18 protein-coding genes and 1 riboswitch are annotated in these 15,935 nt (G+C 40.8%); of the genes, 3 read left to right on the plus strand and 15 right to left on the minus strand.

Annotation, left to right across the window (positions count from 1 at the left end; genetic code table 11):
- The first annotated feature begins 162 nt into the window (after positions 1-162).
- Positions 163-366 carry a hypothetical protein gene (locus M1D94_RS13780; RefSeq protein WP_014476643.1) on the plus strand — a complete coding sequence of 68 codons (204 nt, stop codon included), beginning with the start codon at positions 163-165 and terminating at the stop codon, positions 364-366.
- 38 nt (positions 367-404) lie between these two features.
- Here M1D94_RS13780 and pfeT read toward each other — a convergent pair whose 3' ends face one another.
- From pfeT to M1D94_RS13805, 5 genes are all read right to left on the minus strand, one after another.
- Positions 405-2,318, minus strand: a complete 1,914-nt coding sequence (gene pfeT / locus M1D94_RS13785; RefSeq protein WP_273797368.1) for a metal-transporting ATPase PfeT — start codon at positions 2,316-2,318, stop codon at positions 405-407.
- A 235-nt stretch (positions 2,319-2,553) separates the two neighbouring features.
- Complete coding sequence (gene stoA / locus M1D94_RS13790) at positions 2,554-3,051, minus strand: sporulation thiol-disulfide oxidoreductase StoA (RefSeq protein ID WP_003245444.1); 498 nt, start codon at positions 3,049-3,051, stop codon at positions 2,554-2,556.
- Positions 3,052-3,101: 50 nt separating this feature from the next.
- Complete coding sequence (gene ykvU, locus M1D94_RS13795; RefSeq protein WP_038829000.1) at positions 3,102-4,439, minus strand: sporulation protein YkvU; 1,338 nt, start codon at positions 4,437-4,439, stop codon at positions 3,102-3,104.
- 117 nt (positions 4,440-4,556) lie between these two features.
- On the minus strand, positions 4,557-5,183 hold the full coding sequence (locus tag M1D94_RS13800) for a cell wall hydrolase (RefSeq protein WP_015252205.1): 627 nt from the start codon (positions 5,181-5,183) through the stop codon (positions 4,557-4,559).
- Between the two features lie 298 nt (positions 5,184-5,481).
- Positions 5,482-5,676: a hypothetical protein gene (locus M1D94_RS13805; protein ID WP_003218622.1), complete on the minus strand. Its 195-nt coding sequence runs from the start codon at positions 5,674-5,676 to the stop codon at positions 5,482-5,484.
- Between the two features lie 165 nt (positions 5,677-5,841).
- On the opposite strand from M1D94_RS13805, the gene M1D94_RS13810 reads away from it, so the two are divergent.
- Entirely contained in the window at positions 5,842-6,027 is a 186-nt protein-coding gene (locus M1D94_RS13810) for a YkvS family protein (RefSeq protein WP_003232446.1), read from the plus strand.
- A gap of 119 nt (positions 6,028-6,146) precedes the next feature.
- Here the strand turns inward: M1D94_RS13810 and M1D94_RS13815 are convergent, their stop codons facing one another.
- From M1D94_RS13815 to M1D94_RS13835, 5 genes are all read right to left on the minus strand, one after another.
- Positions 6,147-6,437, minus strand: a complete 291-nt coding sequence (locus M1D94_RS13815; RefSeq protein WP_003245399.1) for a YkvR family protein — start codon at positions 6,435-6,437, stop codon at positions 6,147-6,149.
- A gap of 711 nt (positions 6,438-7,148) precedes the next feature.
- A complete protein-coding gene (locus M1D94_RS13820) occupies positions 7,149-8,084 on the minus strand; it encodes a glycosyl hydrolase family 18 protein (protein WP_064671321.1) in 936 nt (311 codons plus the stop codon).
- A gap of 96 nt (positions 8,085-8,180) precedes the next feature.
- Positions 8,181-8,408 carry a LysM peptidoglycan-binding domain-containing protein gene (locus tag M1D94_RS13825; protein WP_017695061.1) on the minus strand — a complete coding sequence of 76 codons (228 nt, stop codon included), beginning with the start codon at positions 8,406-8,408 and terminating at the stop codon, positions 8,181-8,183.
- Positions 8,409-8,423: 15 nt separating this feature from the next.
- The gene (gene ykvP, locus M1D94_RS13830; RefSeq protein ID WP_072174112.1) at positions 8,424-9,623 is read right to left on the minus strand and encodes a spore protein YkvP; all 1,200 of its coding nucleotides are present in this window, start codon (positions 9,621-9,623) and stop codon (positions 8,424-8,426) included.
- Positions 9,624-10,104: 481 nt separating this feature from the next.
- Positions 10,105-10,851 carry an SDR family NAD(P)-dependent oxidoreductase gene (locus M1D94_RS13835; RefSeq protein ID WP_032725594.1) on the minus strand — a complete coding sequence of 249 codons (747 nt, stop codon included), beginning with the start codon at positions 10,849-10,851 and terminating at the stop codon, positions 10,105-10,107.
- A gap of 168 nt (positions 10,852-11,019) precedes the next feature.
- On the opposite strand from M1D94_RS13835, the gene M1D94_RS13840 reads away from it, so the two are divergent.
- Positions 11,020-11,376, plus strand: a complete 357-nt coding sequence (locus tag M1D94_RS13840) for a winged helix-turn-helix transcriptional regulator (RefSeq protein ID WP_022553431.1) — start codon at positions 11,020-11,022, stop codon at positions 11,374-11,376.
- Positions 11,377-11,874: 498 nt separating this feature from the next.
- On the opposite strand, the gene queF is transcribed toward M1D94_RS13840, so the two are convergent.
- The 5 genes from queF to M1D94_RS13865 form a co-directional block, all read right to left on the minus strand.
- A complete protein-coding gene (gene queF / locus M1D94_RS13845; protein WP_003218613.1) occupies positions 11,875-12,372 on the minus strand; it encodes a preQ(1) synthase in 498 nt (165 codons plus the stop codon).
- 17 nt (positions 12,373-12,389) lie between these two features.
- Complete coding sequence (gene queE / locus M1D94_RS13850) at positions 12,390-13,121, minus strand: 7-carboxy-7-deazaguanine synthase QueE (protein ID WP_003232460.1); 732 nt, start codon at positions 13,119-13,121, stop codon at positions 12,390-12,392.
- Entirely contained in the window at positions 13,114-13,563 is a 450-nt protein-coding gene (gene queD, locus M1D94_RS13855) for a 6-carboxytetrahydropterin synthase QueD (protein ID WP_003232462.1), read from the minus strand. The genes queE and queD overlap by 8 nt, the downstream gene beginning before the upstream one ends.
- Positions 13,556-14,215: a 7-cyano-7-deazaguanine synthase QueC gene (queC, locus tag M1D94_RS13860; RefSeq protein WP_032725593.1), complete on the minus strand. Its 660-nt coding sequence runs from the start codon at positions 14,213-14,215 to the stop codon at positions 13,556-13,558. The genes queD and queC overlap by 8 nt, the downstream gene beginning before the upstream one ends.
- Before the next feature lie 129 nt (positions 14,216-14,344).
- Positions 14,345-14,389, minus strand: a riboswitch (PreQ1 riboswitch).
- Positions 14,390-14,527: 138 nt separating this feature from the next.
- Complete coding sequence (locus M1D94_RS13865) at positions 14,528-15,571, minus strand: YkvI family membrane protein (RefSeq protein WP_038829006.1); 1,044 nt, start codon at positions 15,569-15,571, stop codon at positions 14,528-14,530.
- Between the last annotated feature and the right edge of the window lie 364 nt (positions 15,572-15,935).

Raw genomic sequence — 15,935 nt, forward strand, 5'->3', positions numbered from 1 at the left:
TTGTTCCTCCCTGCCATTTGCAATGCATTGTTCTGTCTTCCATTGTAACAGGTTTTACCGGTGTTTGCCTTTCACGACGCCTTCATTTTCTAATGCATTTTATTTCCTGCTCCTCTTCCTGTATACTGACAGTAACGTTCAATCGCAGGGGGGTTGTTCCGTTTGCTGATGAATTTTTTCAGACGAAAAGCAGTTATGCTCTTAACGGTTTTGGGAATTTCCGCTCCTTTTATCGGGATGAAGATGGTGGGCTTTTATTATTACAGCTCTATCATAGGCTGTGCAGCGGGTTTCCTTTGCTGCATCCTCGCTCTCATCCTGGTTATGAAAAGATCTGATAAAGACAAAAATGAAGGGAAAGCTTGATACATAAAAAGCCAGCAGCCTGATTAGGGCTGCTGGTTTTATTTTAGGAGTCTTAAACCGTTTAGTATGACCAAAATCGTGCTGCCCTCATGACCAATCACGCCAAATGGCAATTCCATCACCTGCAAAAAATTTGCACAAATCAGCAGGCAGATTACAGCTAGAGAAAACACGATATTTTGTTTGATGATCCTGTTCATTTTCCGAGACAAGCGGCACATGTTTACGAGCTTTTTCAAATCGTTTTTCATGAGGACCATATCAGCGGTCTCAAGTGCTACATCTGTTCCGCCGCCCATCGCAATGCCGACATCCGCCGCTTTGAGTGCCGGCGCATCATTGATTCCGTCACCCACCATTGCGATCGTTCCGAATTCTTCTTTTAACCGTTTGATTTCATTCACTTTTTGGTCAGGCAGGCATTCTGCTACGACAGTTGTCATGCCGGCTTCCTTGGCAATCGCTTGAGCCGTGTCTTCGTGATCTCCTGTCAGCATGGCCGTTTTAATCCCAAGTCGGTTCAGTTCTTCCATGACCTCTTTTGCTTCAGGCCTGATTTGGTCCTTCAGTGCGATACAGCCTGCTATTTGATCATCCTTTTTCACAAATACAATTGTATGACCGCTTTGAATGACATCTGATGCTGTTTGTTTCAAAAATTGTGCTGCCATTTCCTCGCCGATAAAACCTGCTTTACCGACCTTCCATTTCGCACCCGACACTTCTGCCATAACGCCAAACCCTGAGGTTTCTTCTATAGATATGTAGCCGGACTGATTCACGCCGCGGCTGTCAGCGTACGCAGTTATGGCTTGGGCGAGCGGATGGCTTGATTGCATTTCGATGGCATAGACAGCCTCAAGAACTTCCGCTTCACTGAATCCTTCTGCTATTCTAATCGTCTCTACGGCAGGCTGGCCTTTTGTTACAGTGCCGGTTTTATCAAAGGCGATCATTTGCACTGAGCCCAGCTGTTCAAGAAAGACGCTTCCTTTCACAAGCATACCGTTGCGGGCGCCATTTGAAATCAGGGACAGCGCCGCCGGCATAATAGAGGCGACAAGCGCACAAGGTGACGCGACAACCATAAACACCATTGCGCGGTAGAAGGTTTCACTCCAGCTCCAGCCCAGCGCAAAGTGCGGGACGAATAAAAGGAGCGCCACCGCAATTAGCACACCTTTCACATAAGCATTTTCAAATCGTTCGATGAAAGCCTGCGCGGGTGAAACACTATTTTGCGCTGATTCAACCAGTTTGATAATTTTTCTGAATAACGAATCTTCATTTGCTTTCGTGACACGGACTGTCAAGGAGCCATTGCGATTCACCGTTCCTGTGAATACAGTGTCGCCTGTGTTTTTTTCTACAGGCATTGATTCACCTGTTAAAGCCGACTCGTCAAGACTTGTCGAGCCCGATTCAATGATACCGTCTGCCGCTACGCGTTCTCCAGGTTTGATCATAATCATATCACCGGCCTGCAAGTCTGAAACCGGAACTCTTTTGGTTTCACCATTGACCATCAATGTCGCTTCTTCAGGCTCAAGCTGCATTAAAGACGTTAAATCTCTGCTGCTTTTATTCATCGTGTATGTTTCTAAAGCTCCGCTTAAGGAAAAAATAAATATTAAAATAGCACCCTCTGCCCAGTATCCGATCAAGGCGGAACCAACGGCAGCGAAAATCATTAAAAGTTCTACATTCAGCGTTTTGGATTCGAGTGTTTCTTCGATTCCTTCCTTTGCTTTAGCAAATCCGCCGATCACAAAAGCCAGCAAGAAAAGTATTATGGATAATACCTGATATCCGGATAAGAGCCAGCCTGCCAAAATAAGAGCTCCTGATACAAGTGCAGCAATAAGCTCCGCGTGCTGTGCCCAGTTTTTTTCCCTCTTGTCTGTTTTCAATGGCTCGTGCGGGTCGCGTTGAACGATAACTTGTTCATTCATATCGAATTCTCCTCTCTAATTGAGAACGTAAATCATCTTCATTTCTCTTATAAAAACAAAATCGCTGCCCAAAAGGCAGCTTTATCGTCAGTTATTTCTTGATGTCTTCCTTTATTATAGCACGCACGAAGAGAATTTCAATTATAATTATTTTAATTTCTTTTTGATAATAATTATCATTAATGTTTATTCACTTCTTCTCTATATGAAAAAAGCTGAGAGTCGATGCTCTCAGCTATTCTTCCGTCCATTCCTTCAGTTGTTCCGCCGTCATCGGGCCAATTTTTGTTTTTTCAATTTCTCCCTTTTCATTCAGCAAAAATGATGTTGGGATCGTGATGATATGATACTCCTTCATCAATTCCCCTTTTGAGTCAAGGACAATTGGAAACGTCAGCTTATTTGCTTTAATAAAGTCTTCAACGACTTGCTGATTTTGTTCCGAATTCACTAAATTCACCGTTACCAGCTTTACACTGTCGGATGGATGGGCATCATAAAACGATTGAAACTGTGGAAGCTCCTTTTTGCAGGGCGGACACCATGACGTCCAAAAATGGAGAATTGTTTTTTGCCCTTTATTCGGAATCGAGATGTCCTCCCCTTCTATCGTTTTCATAAGAAAAACAGCGGGAACAGCAGGCTGTTTTTCCTCAGCTTGTGCCGCACCTGGAAACCATGCAATCAACCCTAATAACATAATGTATATAGTAAGCAAGCGCTTCGTCAACATGGAATCTTCCTTTCATGCTTTTCAATTAGCTTGCCCCTGCAGTTCCTTTATCATCCTTCAATTCGCGGCGTTCTGGTCCCTCCCGTAAGAAATACGGATACCTTCAATGCTTTGCAGATCGTGGCATAGTGCAGGCTCGTCAAAAGAATCATGCCAGTGTTCATTCCAAGGATAATCCCGAGCATTTGCAGATTCTCCATTGATCCCAGTACATACATCATACTTAGCGCAACGATATGGCTCCATACATTGTGATAAAAAGCCTCTTTCACAAAACCCATCCCGATTAAGCACGCCTGCAGCGGCATGACAAACAGATGAAAGAGAAAGTAAGGCCACAACAGCTGCAAGTAATACTGCGCTTCAGGAGAGTGAAAAAACAAATGCGTGAGAGGTCCCGCAAACTGGAACATGACCCAGACGGCAGGTATACCGTAACCTAATGTAATGAAAATCGACTGTTTCAGCCTTTTTAACACGATGTCATACTGAGAAAGTGCATAAGCTTCCGAAATACTCGGTATCATGACGACCATTAACGAATGGGCAATAAAAGCAGGGAACGACCCTATTGTCACAGCCACTCCTGCCAGCATTCCGTATTGATCGATCGCCGCTGTCCCGGCAACGCCCGCAGCCAAAAGAGCTCCTTTTACTAAAAAGGGTTCAATTGCATTGACAACCGCATGAAAAATACGCAGTCCTGTTGTAGGAATTGAAACAGCAAGCAGTCTTTTCCTTACATCCTTTCCGCGCAAATGAATGTGCTGCTGGCCGGATAACGCCCGCCTTGCCATGATAAATTGTGAATATAAGTAAACAAGCACGACCACATCACTCACGACTAGAACAAACAAGGAAACCAGCACAGCCATGTCCAATTCAAATGAGTACCATTGAAAAAAGAGGAATAAGCACAAGAGCTGGATGATTTTTTTCAGCACATTGGCAATTGCGATCTTCCCCATTTTCTGCACACCCATAAAGTAGCCCCTGGCGATTGAAGTAAAGGCGACAACAGGAATTAAGCCGATGACAATCCCTTTAATAAACGGGTGGTATGTATCAAATACCGGAATAAACGGAAGCGCAATACTAGCGGCGACAGTAGAAAAAGCAGTAAAAATGGCTGTCATTCTGAAAGCGTGCCTCAGCATGCTTTCATGAAGCTTAGGATTTGACTCGGCAATGAATTTAGAAATGGATATCGGCAGTTCCAGGCTCGCGATGACAATAATTAAAAAGATCGTGGGCAAAATACTCATGTAAAGCCCCATCCCATGCTCGCCAAGCTCCCGCGCCAAAATCATATTGACGACAAATTCAAGGCATTCAGCGAAAAAGGCGGCAATGGATAAAAGAATGATCCCTTTCACAAATCGATTCATGATGTCTCTCCTTGTCTCTTGTACTACCAACATCATATGAGACAAGTTCAAAAATTATTTTATTTTTACTCTTTATATGAAAAAAAGCACAGCTGAGACAAATTGTCTCTTCTATGCTTAGACGGCAAAAACGTGTCTGCCGATTTTTTCTACGATTTTTCTTGAACGAATCCAATTATCTGACGCTGTTTTCGGATTATAAAAGAATATGGCATCTGTTTCTCTATTTTTTGAGGACAGCGCTTCTTCGGCAGCTTCAATCGATTCTTTATCAGGCTTTTGGTTAATGCTCCCGTTTGCGACCGGTTCAAAGGCGTTTTTCTGATAAATAACTCCTCTTATCGTATCAGGAAAACCTTTTTTCTCCGTTCTGTTCAGTACAACGCTTGCTACAGCGACCTTGCCTTTATATGATTCTCCTTTGGCCTCTGCGTGAACGAGACGGGACAGCAACTCTTTTTCAGACTGTGTATATGTTTCTTTCTCATCATTTGTTTTGTTCGGTTTATCTTTCTCTTTCTTTTCAGTGTGTGCTGATAGCTTAATCGGTTTTATTTTCTTGTCCTTATCAGCAGACAGTGAAGGGAAAGATTCATTCGTATTTCGATCTATATGTGTAAGCCATTTCGCTTCTTCATGTTTTGTCTTCTTTGCGCTCAGTAGTGAAGCTTGTGTATGCTCAATTTTGGCTGCAGGCATGAAACAAAGAAGAAAAACAGCCAGAGCAGTGAATTTCGTTGTCATACAGTTTCCTCCTTAAAGTGCTCCAAAAAACACTTCATAACCTTAACAAGAGATCCATTCATTTTCACGGAAAAAGATTTTCCAACTCTCCCAAGGAGGTATCAGGATGGAATAAAGAGGATGACTCACTGCTTAATGGCAAAAAAACAGTCTGAAATTCTATAAATATTGTCAAATTAAAACATGTTTATCCATCTTTGACACTTTACATTTTATTTACGCCTGTTACAGACAGCTGTAATAAAAGACTTGTATTCTGTCATATATGATAAAAAGGCTTCTCACGTATGAGAAACCTTCAGCTTCTTGGCTGTTCTAAGTATTGAAAGATAACATCTCCGCCTTGCTGGGCAATTCCTCGGAAATGTTTAAAATCATCTTGTTTAGATAACACGGCCCTGAAATCAAGAAAATGCTCTTTCTGGACTCTCAGTTCGTTTATGGCGCCGGTGCGCAGCTGTTCAATCATTTCTGTTATTTCTTCGGGACGCAACAAAAATTCCCCCCTTTTCTTTCTATCGACGAAAATCAATATATCATCTTTATAGCGACAGAACAATTCATAAGGGAGATAAAACTCCTTATCGCTTTACTTCTCAATGAAAATACTGCAAAATACTTTCAAAAGGCATTATTATGTTTAAAGGAGAGGAAGCTTGTGAAAATCGCTAAGGTTGGGAATGTCATTGAATTTAAAAACGGATTAACCGGTGTTGTTGAAAAAGTAAATGAGAATTCTGTTATCGTTGATGTGACGATCATGGATAACTATCGGGATCTTGAGTTAGATTCATTGACAGTTGTTAATCATAAAAATTATAAGATCATCAGAGACTCCTATTAAAACCTCCTTATTTCCACATTTATTCAAAAACTGCAAGACGGACAATTTAACACCTTACATATGAAATTCGCTTTCTCAAAAGCTGCCGGCCGGCAGCTTTTTTACATAAAAAACACCGATCATGAATCGGCGTTTTTGTCTATTTCCGTTATTTCTATATAGAACTCGCTGACGGCCCCTGGTTCGTACAGGTTGGTCAATGATGTTGAATAATTTGTCATTTCCCCCCGGAAGGCAAGATCGCGTTCCGGAACCTCGACATTAAACGTTTTTTCATACAACAGGACAGCGATATCATGGTAAGTCTCACTCGTAACGTTTAAGGTAAATGCAATTTTTCGCTTCGGCTCGCTCTCCTCTTGATATGCAGCCATTTCTAACGTTACATTGTTTAACCGCAATGTCTTCACTTCATATCACTCCTTTATAGTCCATGCATCTTAGCATACCTTAGCGAATGTTTACAATGAATCTGTTCTTAACGGTTATATGAACCAATTCATTCGAAAAGACACCTTTACAAACATACGTTCGTTAAATTATAATAAAACAGACGAGCTGCCATCCAGCATCCCGTCTTTTCATTAGAAAGCGGCGAGTGGAATTCCCCCCGGATTCGCTCGTCTTTTTTATGTAAAAAGGAGAAACTATATGGTCGATTATCAACAAGTCATGCTTCACCATGCGTACCTTGGCGCCTTGAATTTCCCCATCCTTTAATGAGAGCGGTCAATCAATTCTCATCATGTTTTTTAGATAAACCAGCATCCATTCAGGAAGTATATGAGTGTATGCTTTTAAAGTTCTAGTTTGCGCTTCTATATCGATCCTGAACAATTCTGAATGAAATGCAATAATCCTGCTATTAAGGTACATGTGTATGACTTAAATCATGGAAGCAGAATAAATTCAACACATCCGTAATTACTTGAAATGCGTACTTAACATAAGTTTGAATGTGTATTTCAAGCCCAATGTAATGCCTCGTATAGAACATTTCGGGAGAAGGGCCTATGGAATACCCTCACTGTTTTACCCGCACCCGTAATAAACTCCTTTCAGTATGTCCATTTAGAGATTCATTGCAATTATCTTCGAATTTTGTTCTGAACTATAAATCATTATATATTTTTAAACACTGTATTCCAGACTGACACATCTTCTTGTCCAAGACTCCAGCTGCCAAGACCTTTCAGATTATATTTTTGAGCGAGTTTTATTTTTGCTCTGAGTGACTGTTCATTTTCAAACCATAATGTATATGTTCCCGAAGGCAACGGCCCCTTGTTATCGTGATTGACAGTAAAAATAGCTTTTGGAGATTGACTCTTGGTGTCAAAAATAATTGTCCCGCTATGCCTTTTTACTAATGAGTCAACAAGGTAAAGGGGAATGGCCTGAGAGGCAGATTGGCCTTCCATCCAGCAACGGCCATAGAATGGCAATCCTAAAACTAGTTTTTGAGGAGAGATTTTTTGGGTCAGAACATATTGAATGGACTTTTCCACCCATCCTACACTTGCGGTAGGCCCAGCAAGGCGGCTTTCATCATAGGCCATAACCATAAGATAATCTGCATATTTAGCTAAATACTCGTAATCATATGATCCGTGCCAGCCCTTCGTCCAGCCAAAAGGATTTGCCGCCACTGCAACTGATATTTCTTTATGTCTAGGAATACTTTCCCTTACCAATCTAACAAAATCTGTAAATAGATTCCGATCTTTTTCTGTAAGGTTTTCTATATCGATATTAACTCCGTCCAAATCCAGTTCTTCTATTGCATGAGAAATTTGTTTAGCTAAAAGAACTCGGTTCATTAATGCAAATCGTCCCAAATCCTGATCCCAATGATTGCTTAGAAAAGGAACTACTTTTAATTTTCTTCTATGAAGAGCTTTAATCACATCGGGATTAGCTGAACGGAGAAGTAATGATCCATCTTTTCTGATATAGAAAAAATCAGGAGACACAACATTTAATACTCCGTTCGTTTGATCAACGTGTTGAATAAAATCCCATCCTAATCCAGAATAGAAATAGCTCATTTGAAACATCTCATAACCCCTTCATCCCCAAAAATATCAAGTTCCCCACAAATAAAAAAATGAGGATTGTCATTTCAATTTGATTCGCTTCCGAAACCTCAAAGATTACCTTTCTCTTATCTTTATAATTTGTCCAGGATAAATTCTGTCTGAAGAAAGCTTATTAAGATTCATAAGTTGTTGTACCGGAATTTTAAAGGATTTGGCAATCGTCCATAATGTATCGCCGGATTCCACATGATATACTTCGTATGTCACGGGAAATTCCATATAACGAGGCGTTCTTTTTACTTTATTCGCTTGATTTCTTATTTTAGGTATTTTCCCCTTCATTCATATTACTCTCCTTTAGAAAAATTTGTTATTAATATTTCTAAACCGTTTCTCTCTAATCTTAATGATTTGTCCAGCATATATTTGATCTGATTTGAAATGATTAAGCTCCATGAGTTGCTGCAGGGAAACATTATACTTACTGGCAATTATTGATAATGTTTCACCGGGAGTAACATGATGGATCACGTATTTTTCTTTGAGAACATCTACATAATGAATGGTTTCCCCTAAGTTTCTTATAATTCCTCTGCTTTTTAGCACCTCAAGCATTCTCTCGGCTCTATGCCGATAGGAATCATTCTTTACAGCCTTTTTACCGTTTATCTGAATCTTTTTTCTCTCGCTATCATGATTCAAATAGTATTTAACCTTTTCCAAAGTTTCTTTTGGGGAGGAAGAAACGATGAGATCGCGGCCAGGTTTGAATTTATCTCGAACTGCTGGTGTATCCGATGTCAATAAAAACCCCCCGGAACCAAGAATCTCATAGGTGCGTTGCGTAAGTTGGCTTTCACAGTTTTGCAAACCGATAACGACTTTTGCTGAACTGTAAACTTTATATGCTTCAGTATAATCAAGGTATCCATGGATCCAATTGGGGGGAATTTCTCTTCCTATATATTTACTCATTTTTTCCCAGTTTCTCCCCCAAAAATCAATGCGAATACCCTTCCGTATAAGAGGACGAATAAGCGTTTTTAAAGAGGACGAACGGAACACTTCCGGATGTTCTTCAAGAAAATTAGGGTAAGCATTAGCCACCACTGCTATATCACAACTGTATTTTGCTAGTGGTTTAATCTGGTGATGTATACTTTCGTGAAATGCAAAGTCTAAGTGAGCTGCTTTAATCCCCATGCTTTCATAAGTTTTACACAGAGAAGGCGTAACCGTGAAAACAAAATCTGGTTTCATCTTCTTAATTAACGGGATAGTAAAGTTTTGAGTGTGCAGCGGGTCTTCAGTTGCCCAATAAACGAGAGGGATATTCACCTTTTTAGTAGCGTTGCGAATCCAGGCCTGCTTTTCCCTTGAATGCTCTGGTGTCCATCCCATAGATACTATTAGATCTGGTTTAAATTCGTCTATCATTTCAGTGATATTTTCCCGACTTACAGGACCGGAAATCATTACGGTATGTCCTGCTTCCCTAAACCCATTCGGTAAACCATAGAGCCACATGGGATGACTCTCAAGGAAAAGAATTTTCACACATTTCCATCCTCTCTTTCACTTTTTAATGTCTACTTTATTGGTATGTATATGTAATATAACTTGTCGCGGTACTAGTCTATAAAAAAACGTTCAGGTGTGAGATCACGTGATAGCTTGTGTGGGATGCCCTACAAAAAAAGAAAGCAACCTACAACATATTTTCCTATGTGGTTATTCAGGACATAAGGATTCCTTTAAATATATTCAAAAGTATTAGAATACAAGGACAGAGATATTATTTTTTATTAAAAGTCAAGAGCCCCCGTTACTTTAAGTACATTTATTCACAAAGTAATCTTTTTTACAGGTCATTTAGTGGTAGCCCCAGGAAAATGCGAATTTACAACGTTAATCAAATTCAAACATAAAAAAGTCGAATTCCCTGTCCTTTAAGGAAAACGACTTTTTTATACGACTTCTTCAAGTAAATCCCCATCAACCTTTTTTGGGGACTATTTGTAATCTCTGCGCAGGGAAATTATACCTGTGCTAGCCCGCCATCTACGAACAATTCAACACCCGTCAAGTAACTGCTTTCGTCTGAAGCAAGGAAAGATACAGCGTTTGCTACTTCTTCAGGTGTCCCAACTTTTCCAGCTGGAACAGTATTTCTGCTATTTTCCAGTACCTCTTCAAGTGCATCACCAAAAAGCTCATCGTAGGCAGGTGTAAGAATACCTCCTGGACTAACCACATTTACACGGATTTCAGTACCTTTTAGGTCAAGAATCCAGTTGCGAACTAGTGCTCTTAATGCTGCTTTAGATGCTCCATATACACTAAACGCTGGGTTGCCAATTGATCCAGCAGTAGAGCCCGTTACAATAATAGAACCTACTTTGTCTGGGAATAGTGATAATGCTTTTTGAACAGTAAAGATGGTTCCTTTAACGTTAATGTCGAACGTTCTATCAACCTGCTCTTCAGTAATTTCACCTAATGGAAGGAAGTTGCCGATGCCTGCATTAGCAAAAAGAATGTCCAACTTACCTTTTTCCTGCTTTATAATGTCATATAGTTTGTCTAAGTCTTCAAGCTTAGAAATATCACCTTGAACACCGGTTACGTTCTTGCCAATTTGGTCAACAGCTTTATCAAGTTCGTTTTGTCTACGTCCCGTGATATAAACATATGCACCTTCGTTTACAAATTTTTGTGCTGTAGCAAGACCAATCCCACTTGTTCCACCCGTTACAAGCGCTATTTTACCTTCAAATTTACCCATACTTAACACTCCTTTAGAATTAATATTATTTTATGTCTAGTACCTTTAAGTACTTGAAGAACAACTTACAAGATATAGTATCCTTCAGTAAGCACATTATCGGAAGTACCCACTTTTTTGTGATATAGTAACTAAAAAGTAATAAATGTGGAATGGAGAGCTTTAGACATGAAAAAATTTAGCTGTGGGTTTGAAGTGACAAAGGAAGTTATTGGAGGAAAATGGAAAGGCCTTGTATTATACTTTTTAATGAATGGACCAAAGAGAACGAGTGAATTAAAGCGCATTATCCCAAATATAACTCAGAAAATGCTGATTCAAACACTTAGAGAGCTTGAAGCCAGTGGACTTGTGAGCAGAAAGATGTATAATCAAGTACCGCCGAAGGTTGAATATTCATCCACCGAACTTGGAGAATCTCTTAAACCTATCTTGCAGGAGCTCTGTCAATGGGGAAGCCATTATGCGGAGCAAGAGTATGCAGAAGGTGAATATGAAATTGTACAACCAGAACAACTAAGTTAGGATTGATGTAGCTGCTGAAGTAAATGCTAAACAACTTCAATACCATCACCTAACAGATGAAGAACAGTCAGAAATAAATCAGATATTCAATTTTGAAAGTGAAGTTCTAATAAGAAGTGTCGATTATATTCAGGAGAACTTTGATGAAATTCAAAAAAGAGCTGTTTCAAATGTTAAAGAGAAGATTCAGAAACTTAGCCAAAAAATAATGAAGATATTGATAATAATATTTAATGCCTATGATCTCTAGATAGGCATTTTTTCTTTCGGATAAAAAAGAAAAGACGTACAAATTGTACGCCTTAATCTGCTTCTGTACTATCAATTTTTCACTGCATAAAAGTCACAGTTCAGGTTGCACCTCAGGTCACACTCCGGTCACTTCGGGTAACACTTCGTGTGTGACCAGGTCACATTTCCGCTGAAAATTAACGCTGCATGTTCGGATTTTACTGTGACTCCACTTCGTTTCACACACCGTATCACACAACGGAATAATTAACGATTATCAATCGTCTCCGGATACAAATCATGATTCATCATGCGGTACTCGGCCATTTTCTCATATTTCGTGCCAGGTTTTCCGTAGTTTGTGTACGGGTCGATGGAAATTCCGCCTCTTGGCGTGAATTTGCCCCATACTTCAATGTAGCGCGGGTCCATTAATTCAATCAAGTCATTCATGATGATATTCATGCAGTCCTCGTGGAAGTCACCATGGTTTCTGAAGCTGAATAGATACAGCTTTAATGATTTGCTTTCAACCATTTTTTCATCAGGAATGTAGCTGATGTAGATTGTCGCAAAGTCAGGCTGCCCTGTTTTAGGACATAAAGATGTGAATTCCGGACAATTGAATTTTACAAAGTAGTCACGGTTTACATGTTTGTTAGGGAAGGATTCCAGCACGTCCGGTGCATATTCGAACAAATAATTTGTACCTTGGTTGCCTAGCAATGTTACACCTTCTAATTCTGATTCTTTTCTTGTCGTCATGTTCATCTTCCTTTCTATTATACTCCGCGTTTGTTGCCCCATAACAGGGTGTGCAGCTGCGGGAGCACTCTGACGAGATTCAGCTCCGCATCGACAGCTACCTTATCAACAAGCGCTTCATATTTCCCAAGCAAATGTGCAATCAGTGACTGATCATCTGTCGTATGCACGTCATCATTTCCGACTTGTAAATAAAACGGGATTCCCGGATACCGCTTGTGCACAGTTTTGGCAAATTCCAGATCTTCATCATTAAAGATGACAACCTTCAAGCTGACAGCATGCTGTCTATCATTCTCTTGAAGTGAAGTTAAAATGTGGTCAAGCTTTTGAAAGTTCGTTACCATTTTTGAGCTTGGCGGTTTTGGAGAAATTGTCAGGTCATCAATCAGCGTAAACCAATCCTGATAAACGGTCCCTTGAGTTTCAAGCGCTGCACGGATGTTATTTTCCTTCAGCAGTTCAATAAAAGCATCCAGCTGTTTTAACAGAGCCGGGTTACCGCCTGAGATCGTCACATGAGAAAACGCGTCTCCCCCAATGTCCTTAAGCTCCGCAAAAATCTCCTCCGCCGTCATCCAGCGAATATCTTTTTTAGCAGACCCGTCCCAAGTGAAAGCGGAGTCACACCAGCTGCAGGAATAATCGCAGCCGGCTGTCCGGACGAACATCGTTTTCTGTCCGATCACCATGCCTTCTCCTTGAATCGTCGGGCCGAAAATTTCTAATACAGGAATTCCTTTAGCCATTCAAACCACCCTTTTTCGGACGGTAGACACAGTAGCTTGTCGGTGTTTCACGGACAAACACCTGTACACAGGTCGGCTTATTCTCCAAAGTGTCTAAATAAGCCTGTACGTTATCATAAATCGTTTTCGCCACGACTTCAGTTGTCGGCAGCGAATACCGGTCGTCCTGAGAAAAATCTTCATGATCATTTAATAGCGTGTGATCATAGTTTCCGTGCACCAGTTTTTTGAGTACGCTGAAATTGACAAGAAAGCCTGAATCGTCAAGTTCGTCGCCGGCAACAGTTATATTTACGGTATACGTATGTCCGTGAACCCTGCTGCACGCTCCCGCACTTTCCCGAGGGATAAAATGAGCGGCTGAGATATGCATGTCCTTATTCAGTTCAAACGAATAAGGATGCTGGGCCTGCGGATAAATTTGAGATAACAATTTATGCACGCTCTCCTTTCATCATCATATATTCTTCATAACCTTTTGAACGAAGGTGACATGCCGGACATTCGCCGCAGCCGTCGGCGATGATGCCGTTATAGCATGTCAGCGTGTTGTTTTTCACAAAATCCAGCGCGCCAAGCTCATCTGCAAGCTTCCACGTTTCCGCCTTATTGAGCCACATGAGAGGCGTGTGGATCACAAACGGCTTCTCCATCGCCAGATTCACCGTTACATTGCAAGATTTCACGAATTCGTCACGGCAGTCAGGGTAACCGCTGAAGTCTGTCTCGCAAACTCCTGTAATAATGTGGCGCGCGCCAATTTGGTAAGCCAGGATAGACGCAAAGGATAAGAATACCAAATTGCGGCCTGGAACGAATGTGGATGGCAGTTCGCCGTCTTTTACTTCTATCTCAATATCATTTCTAGTCAGGGCATTCGGTGCAAGCTGATTTAAAAGTGACATATCAAGCAAATGATTTTTCACACCAAGCTTTTCCGCAATGGATTTTGCCACTTCAATTTCCTGCGAATGTCGCTGATTATAATGAAAAGTCACCGTTTCGACTTCTTCGAATTCTTTTAAGGCCCACAGTAAGCATGTTGTGCTGTCTTGACCGCCGCTAAATACGACAATTGCTTTTTCTTTTTTCATGATTCCTCTCCTTCTCCGCAATAAAAACGCCGGCGAGAGACATCGCTACAGCTAATTCACGCAAAAAAACACCTTTTTTCGGAAGGTGCTCTAGAAAAACATAAAAAAGGCCGTATCCAAGGATACAGCTCGTCCTTAGTTTTTTATAGAGGGTGTAGCTAGAACCTCTCCCGCATATCGCACGGATTTTCTTCAATTTTTTCACTTCTGCTATCTTACCATAATGTTGTTTTTCATGACAATAAAAAAGTCAATCCCCGGTTCCTAGATCAATTATCGCTCTATAGTGACGGTTCGCTTCATTATATATATTTATAAACTGCGCCGTCGAGGAGCCTTTTTGCATAGCAAAGCGCCTATGAAGGCCAAGCTCACATAGCCAAACAAGGGATAAATCGTTGAAATAAGCTTGCCATACCCTATTTGGCTCGTAATATAAGCCGTGATCATAATAGCTGTAAAGATATATTTGCTTTTCACTGGAAGAAAGCTTTGCACTTGTTTTTCTAATCCATATAGATTACCGATAACTGATGTGAACACTTCTCCGAAAATAATGAGTAAATAAATCAAATGGACAGAACGTGCAAAGAGATAAACCACTTGCGCCATCGGTATATCATATAAAAATACATCCGGAAGAGTCGACAAAGACAGAAAACTCGCGGACAGCACAATCGTCAGCATCGTCCCTCCGATTAAAGCGCCTTTTTTGATCACTTTCTCCGAGGACATTTCATTCGCCAGCGGAACCAAAACTGCTTGGGCAAGCGATAAATTCAAAGCCCCGTAAGAAACAGCTGATAACAGCCAATCCCAGCGATGCGGCCAGACCCACTGAGCTGCGTTTCGTGATTCGCTGAATATAAAAGAGTCGGCCACTACAATCATTGAAAAGAGGATTAAAAGGGGAACAACAAACACATTGACACCGAAAATGCCTTTTACTCCTCTAGTCATCACAATTAAGCTCAGACCGATTGTAATGAGCATCCCAATCTGAGCGGACATCCCCAATTGTTCCTCAAAAAGCGCCCCTGCTCCTGAAAGCATGACAGATGTAACTCCGAGGAGAACAAACAGCATAAATACATTGATAATCCGCCCAGCCGCCGCCCCGAACAAAAAGATGTTCATTTCTTGATATGACTTGGCATTGATTCGCTTTGAAATGATCATCAGCTTGGCGCCCAGAAACGTAAACATTCCGCCGCTGACGAGAATGCCGAATAAACCGAACCAGCCGAACTTCAGAAAAAACTCAACAATTTCTCTGCCAGTCGCAAATCCAGCTCCGACTACTGTGCCGACATACACAAAAGCAAGCTGACTTGCAGACCCTTTTGATTGTTCCATTTCTCCCCTCCGAACGAACCGCAGTTTTGTCCATAGATGCCTTTTTATAACCTATGAGACAAGTTCCTTGAAAAGACGAAGAAAACATGTTTTACTTTGTAACAAATTAAAAAAAGTTGTGCAAAAGACTTGAAAGTCAAAGATGGTCAGAGTATACTATTAATCAAAGTTGGTCAAACAAACCGGCCTTTTTTAAAAATCAATTGGTCAAAGATAGTCAAATTTTCAGTCTGCTTTGAGCATATTGGTTTGAATGCCGTTAAGTTTGCCGTATACTAATAGTCAAAGAAGGTCGAATCCAATAGACCTTTTTATTCACTTTCATTGGTCAAAGAAGGTCAAATTATTAAGGAGGTTTTGGCAA

It is taken from the genome of Bacillus sp. JZ109, assembly GCF_053903135.1.

What these genes read in the sequence shown, in the direction of transcription:
- pfeT (WP_273797368.1), bottom strand. Translation starts at nt 2,318, where the DNA reads ATGAATGAACAAGTTATCGTTCAACGCGACCCGCACGAGCCATTGAAA.
- stoA (WP_003245444.1), bottom strand. Translation starts at nt 3,051, where the DNA reads ATGTTGACGAAGCGCTTGCTTACTATATACATTATGTTATTAGGGTTG.
- ykvU (WP_038829000.1), bottom strand. Translation starts at nt 4,439, where the DNA reads ATGAATCGATTTGTGAAAGGGATCATTCTTTTATCCATTGCCGCCTTT.
- M1D94_RS13800 (WP_015252205.1), bottom strand. Translation starts at nt 5,183, where the DNA reads ATGACAACGAAATTCACTGCTCTGGCTGTTTTTCTTCTTTGTTTCATG.
- M1D94_RS13820 (WP_064671321.1), bottom strand. Translation starts at nt 8,084, where the DNA reads ATGTTTCAAATGAGCTATTTCTATTCTGGATTAGGATGGGATTTTATT.
- M1D94_RS13825 (WP_017695061.1), bottom strand. Translation starts at nt 8,408, where the DNA reads ATGAAGGGGAAAATACCTAAAATAAGAAATCAAGCGAATAAAGTAAAA.
- M1D94_RS13835 (WP_032725594.1), bottom strand. Translation starts at nt 10,851, where the DNA reads ATGGGTAAATTTGAAGGTAAAATAGCGCTTGTAACGGGTGGAACAAGT.
- M1D94_RS13840 (WP_022553431.1), top strand. Translation starts at nt 11,020, where the DNA reads ATGAAAAAATTTAGCTGTGGGTTTGAAGTGACAAAGGAAGTTATTGGA.
- queF (WP_003218613.1), bottom strand. Translation starts at nt 12,372, where the DNA reads ATGACGACAAGAAAAGAATCAGAATTAGAAGGTGTAACATTGCTAGGC.
- queE (WP_003232460.1), bottom strand. Translation starts at nt 13,121, where the DNA reads ATGGCTAAAGGAATTCCTGTATTAGAAATTTTCGGCCCGACGATTCAA.
- queC (WP_032725593.1), bottom strand. Translation starts at nt 14,215, where the DNA reads ATGAAAAAAGAAAAAGCAATTGTCGTATTTAGCGGCGGTCAAGACAGC.
- M1D94_RS13865 (WP_038829006.1), bottom strand. Translation starts at nt 15,571, where the DNA reads ATGGAACAATCAAAAGGGTCTGCAAGTCAGCTTGCTTTTGTGTATGTC.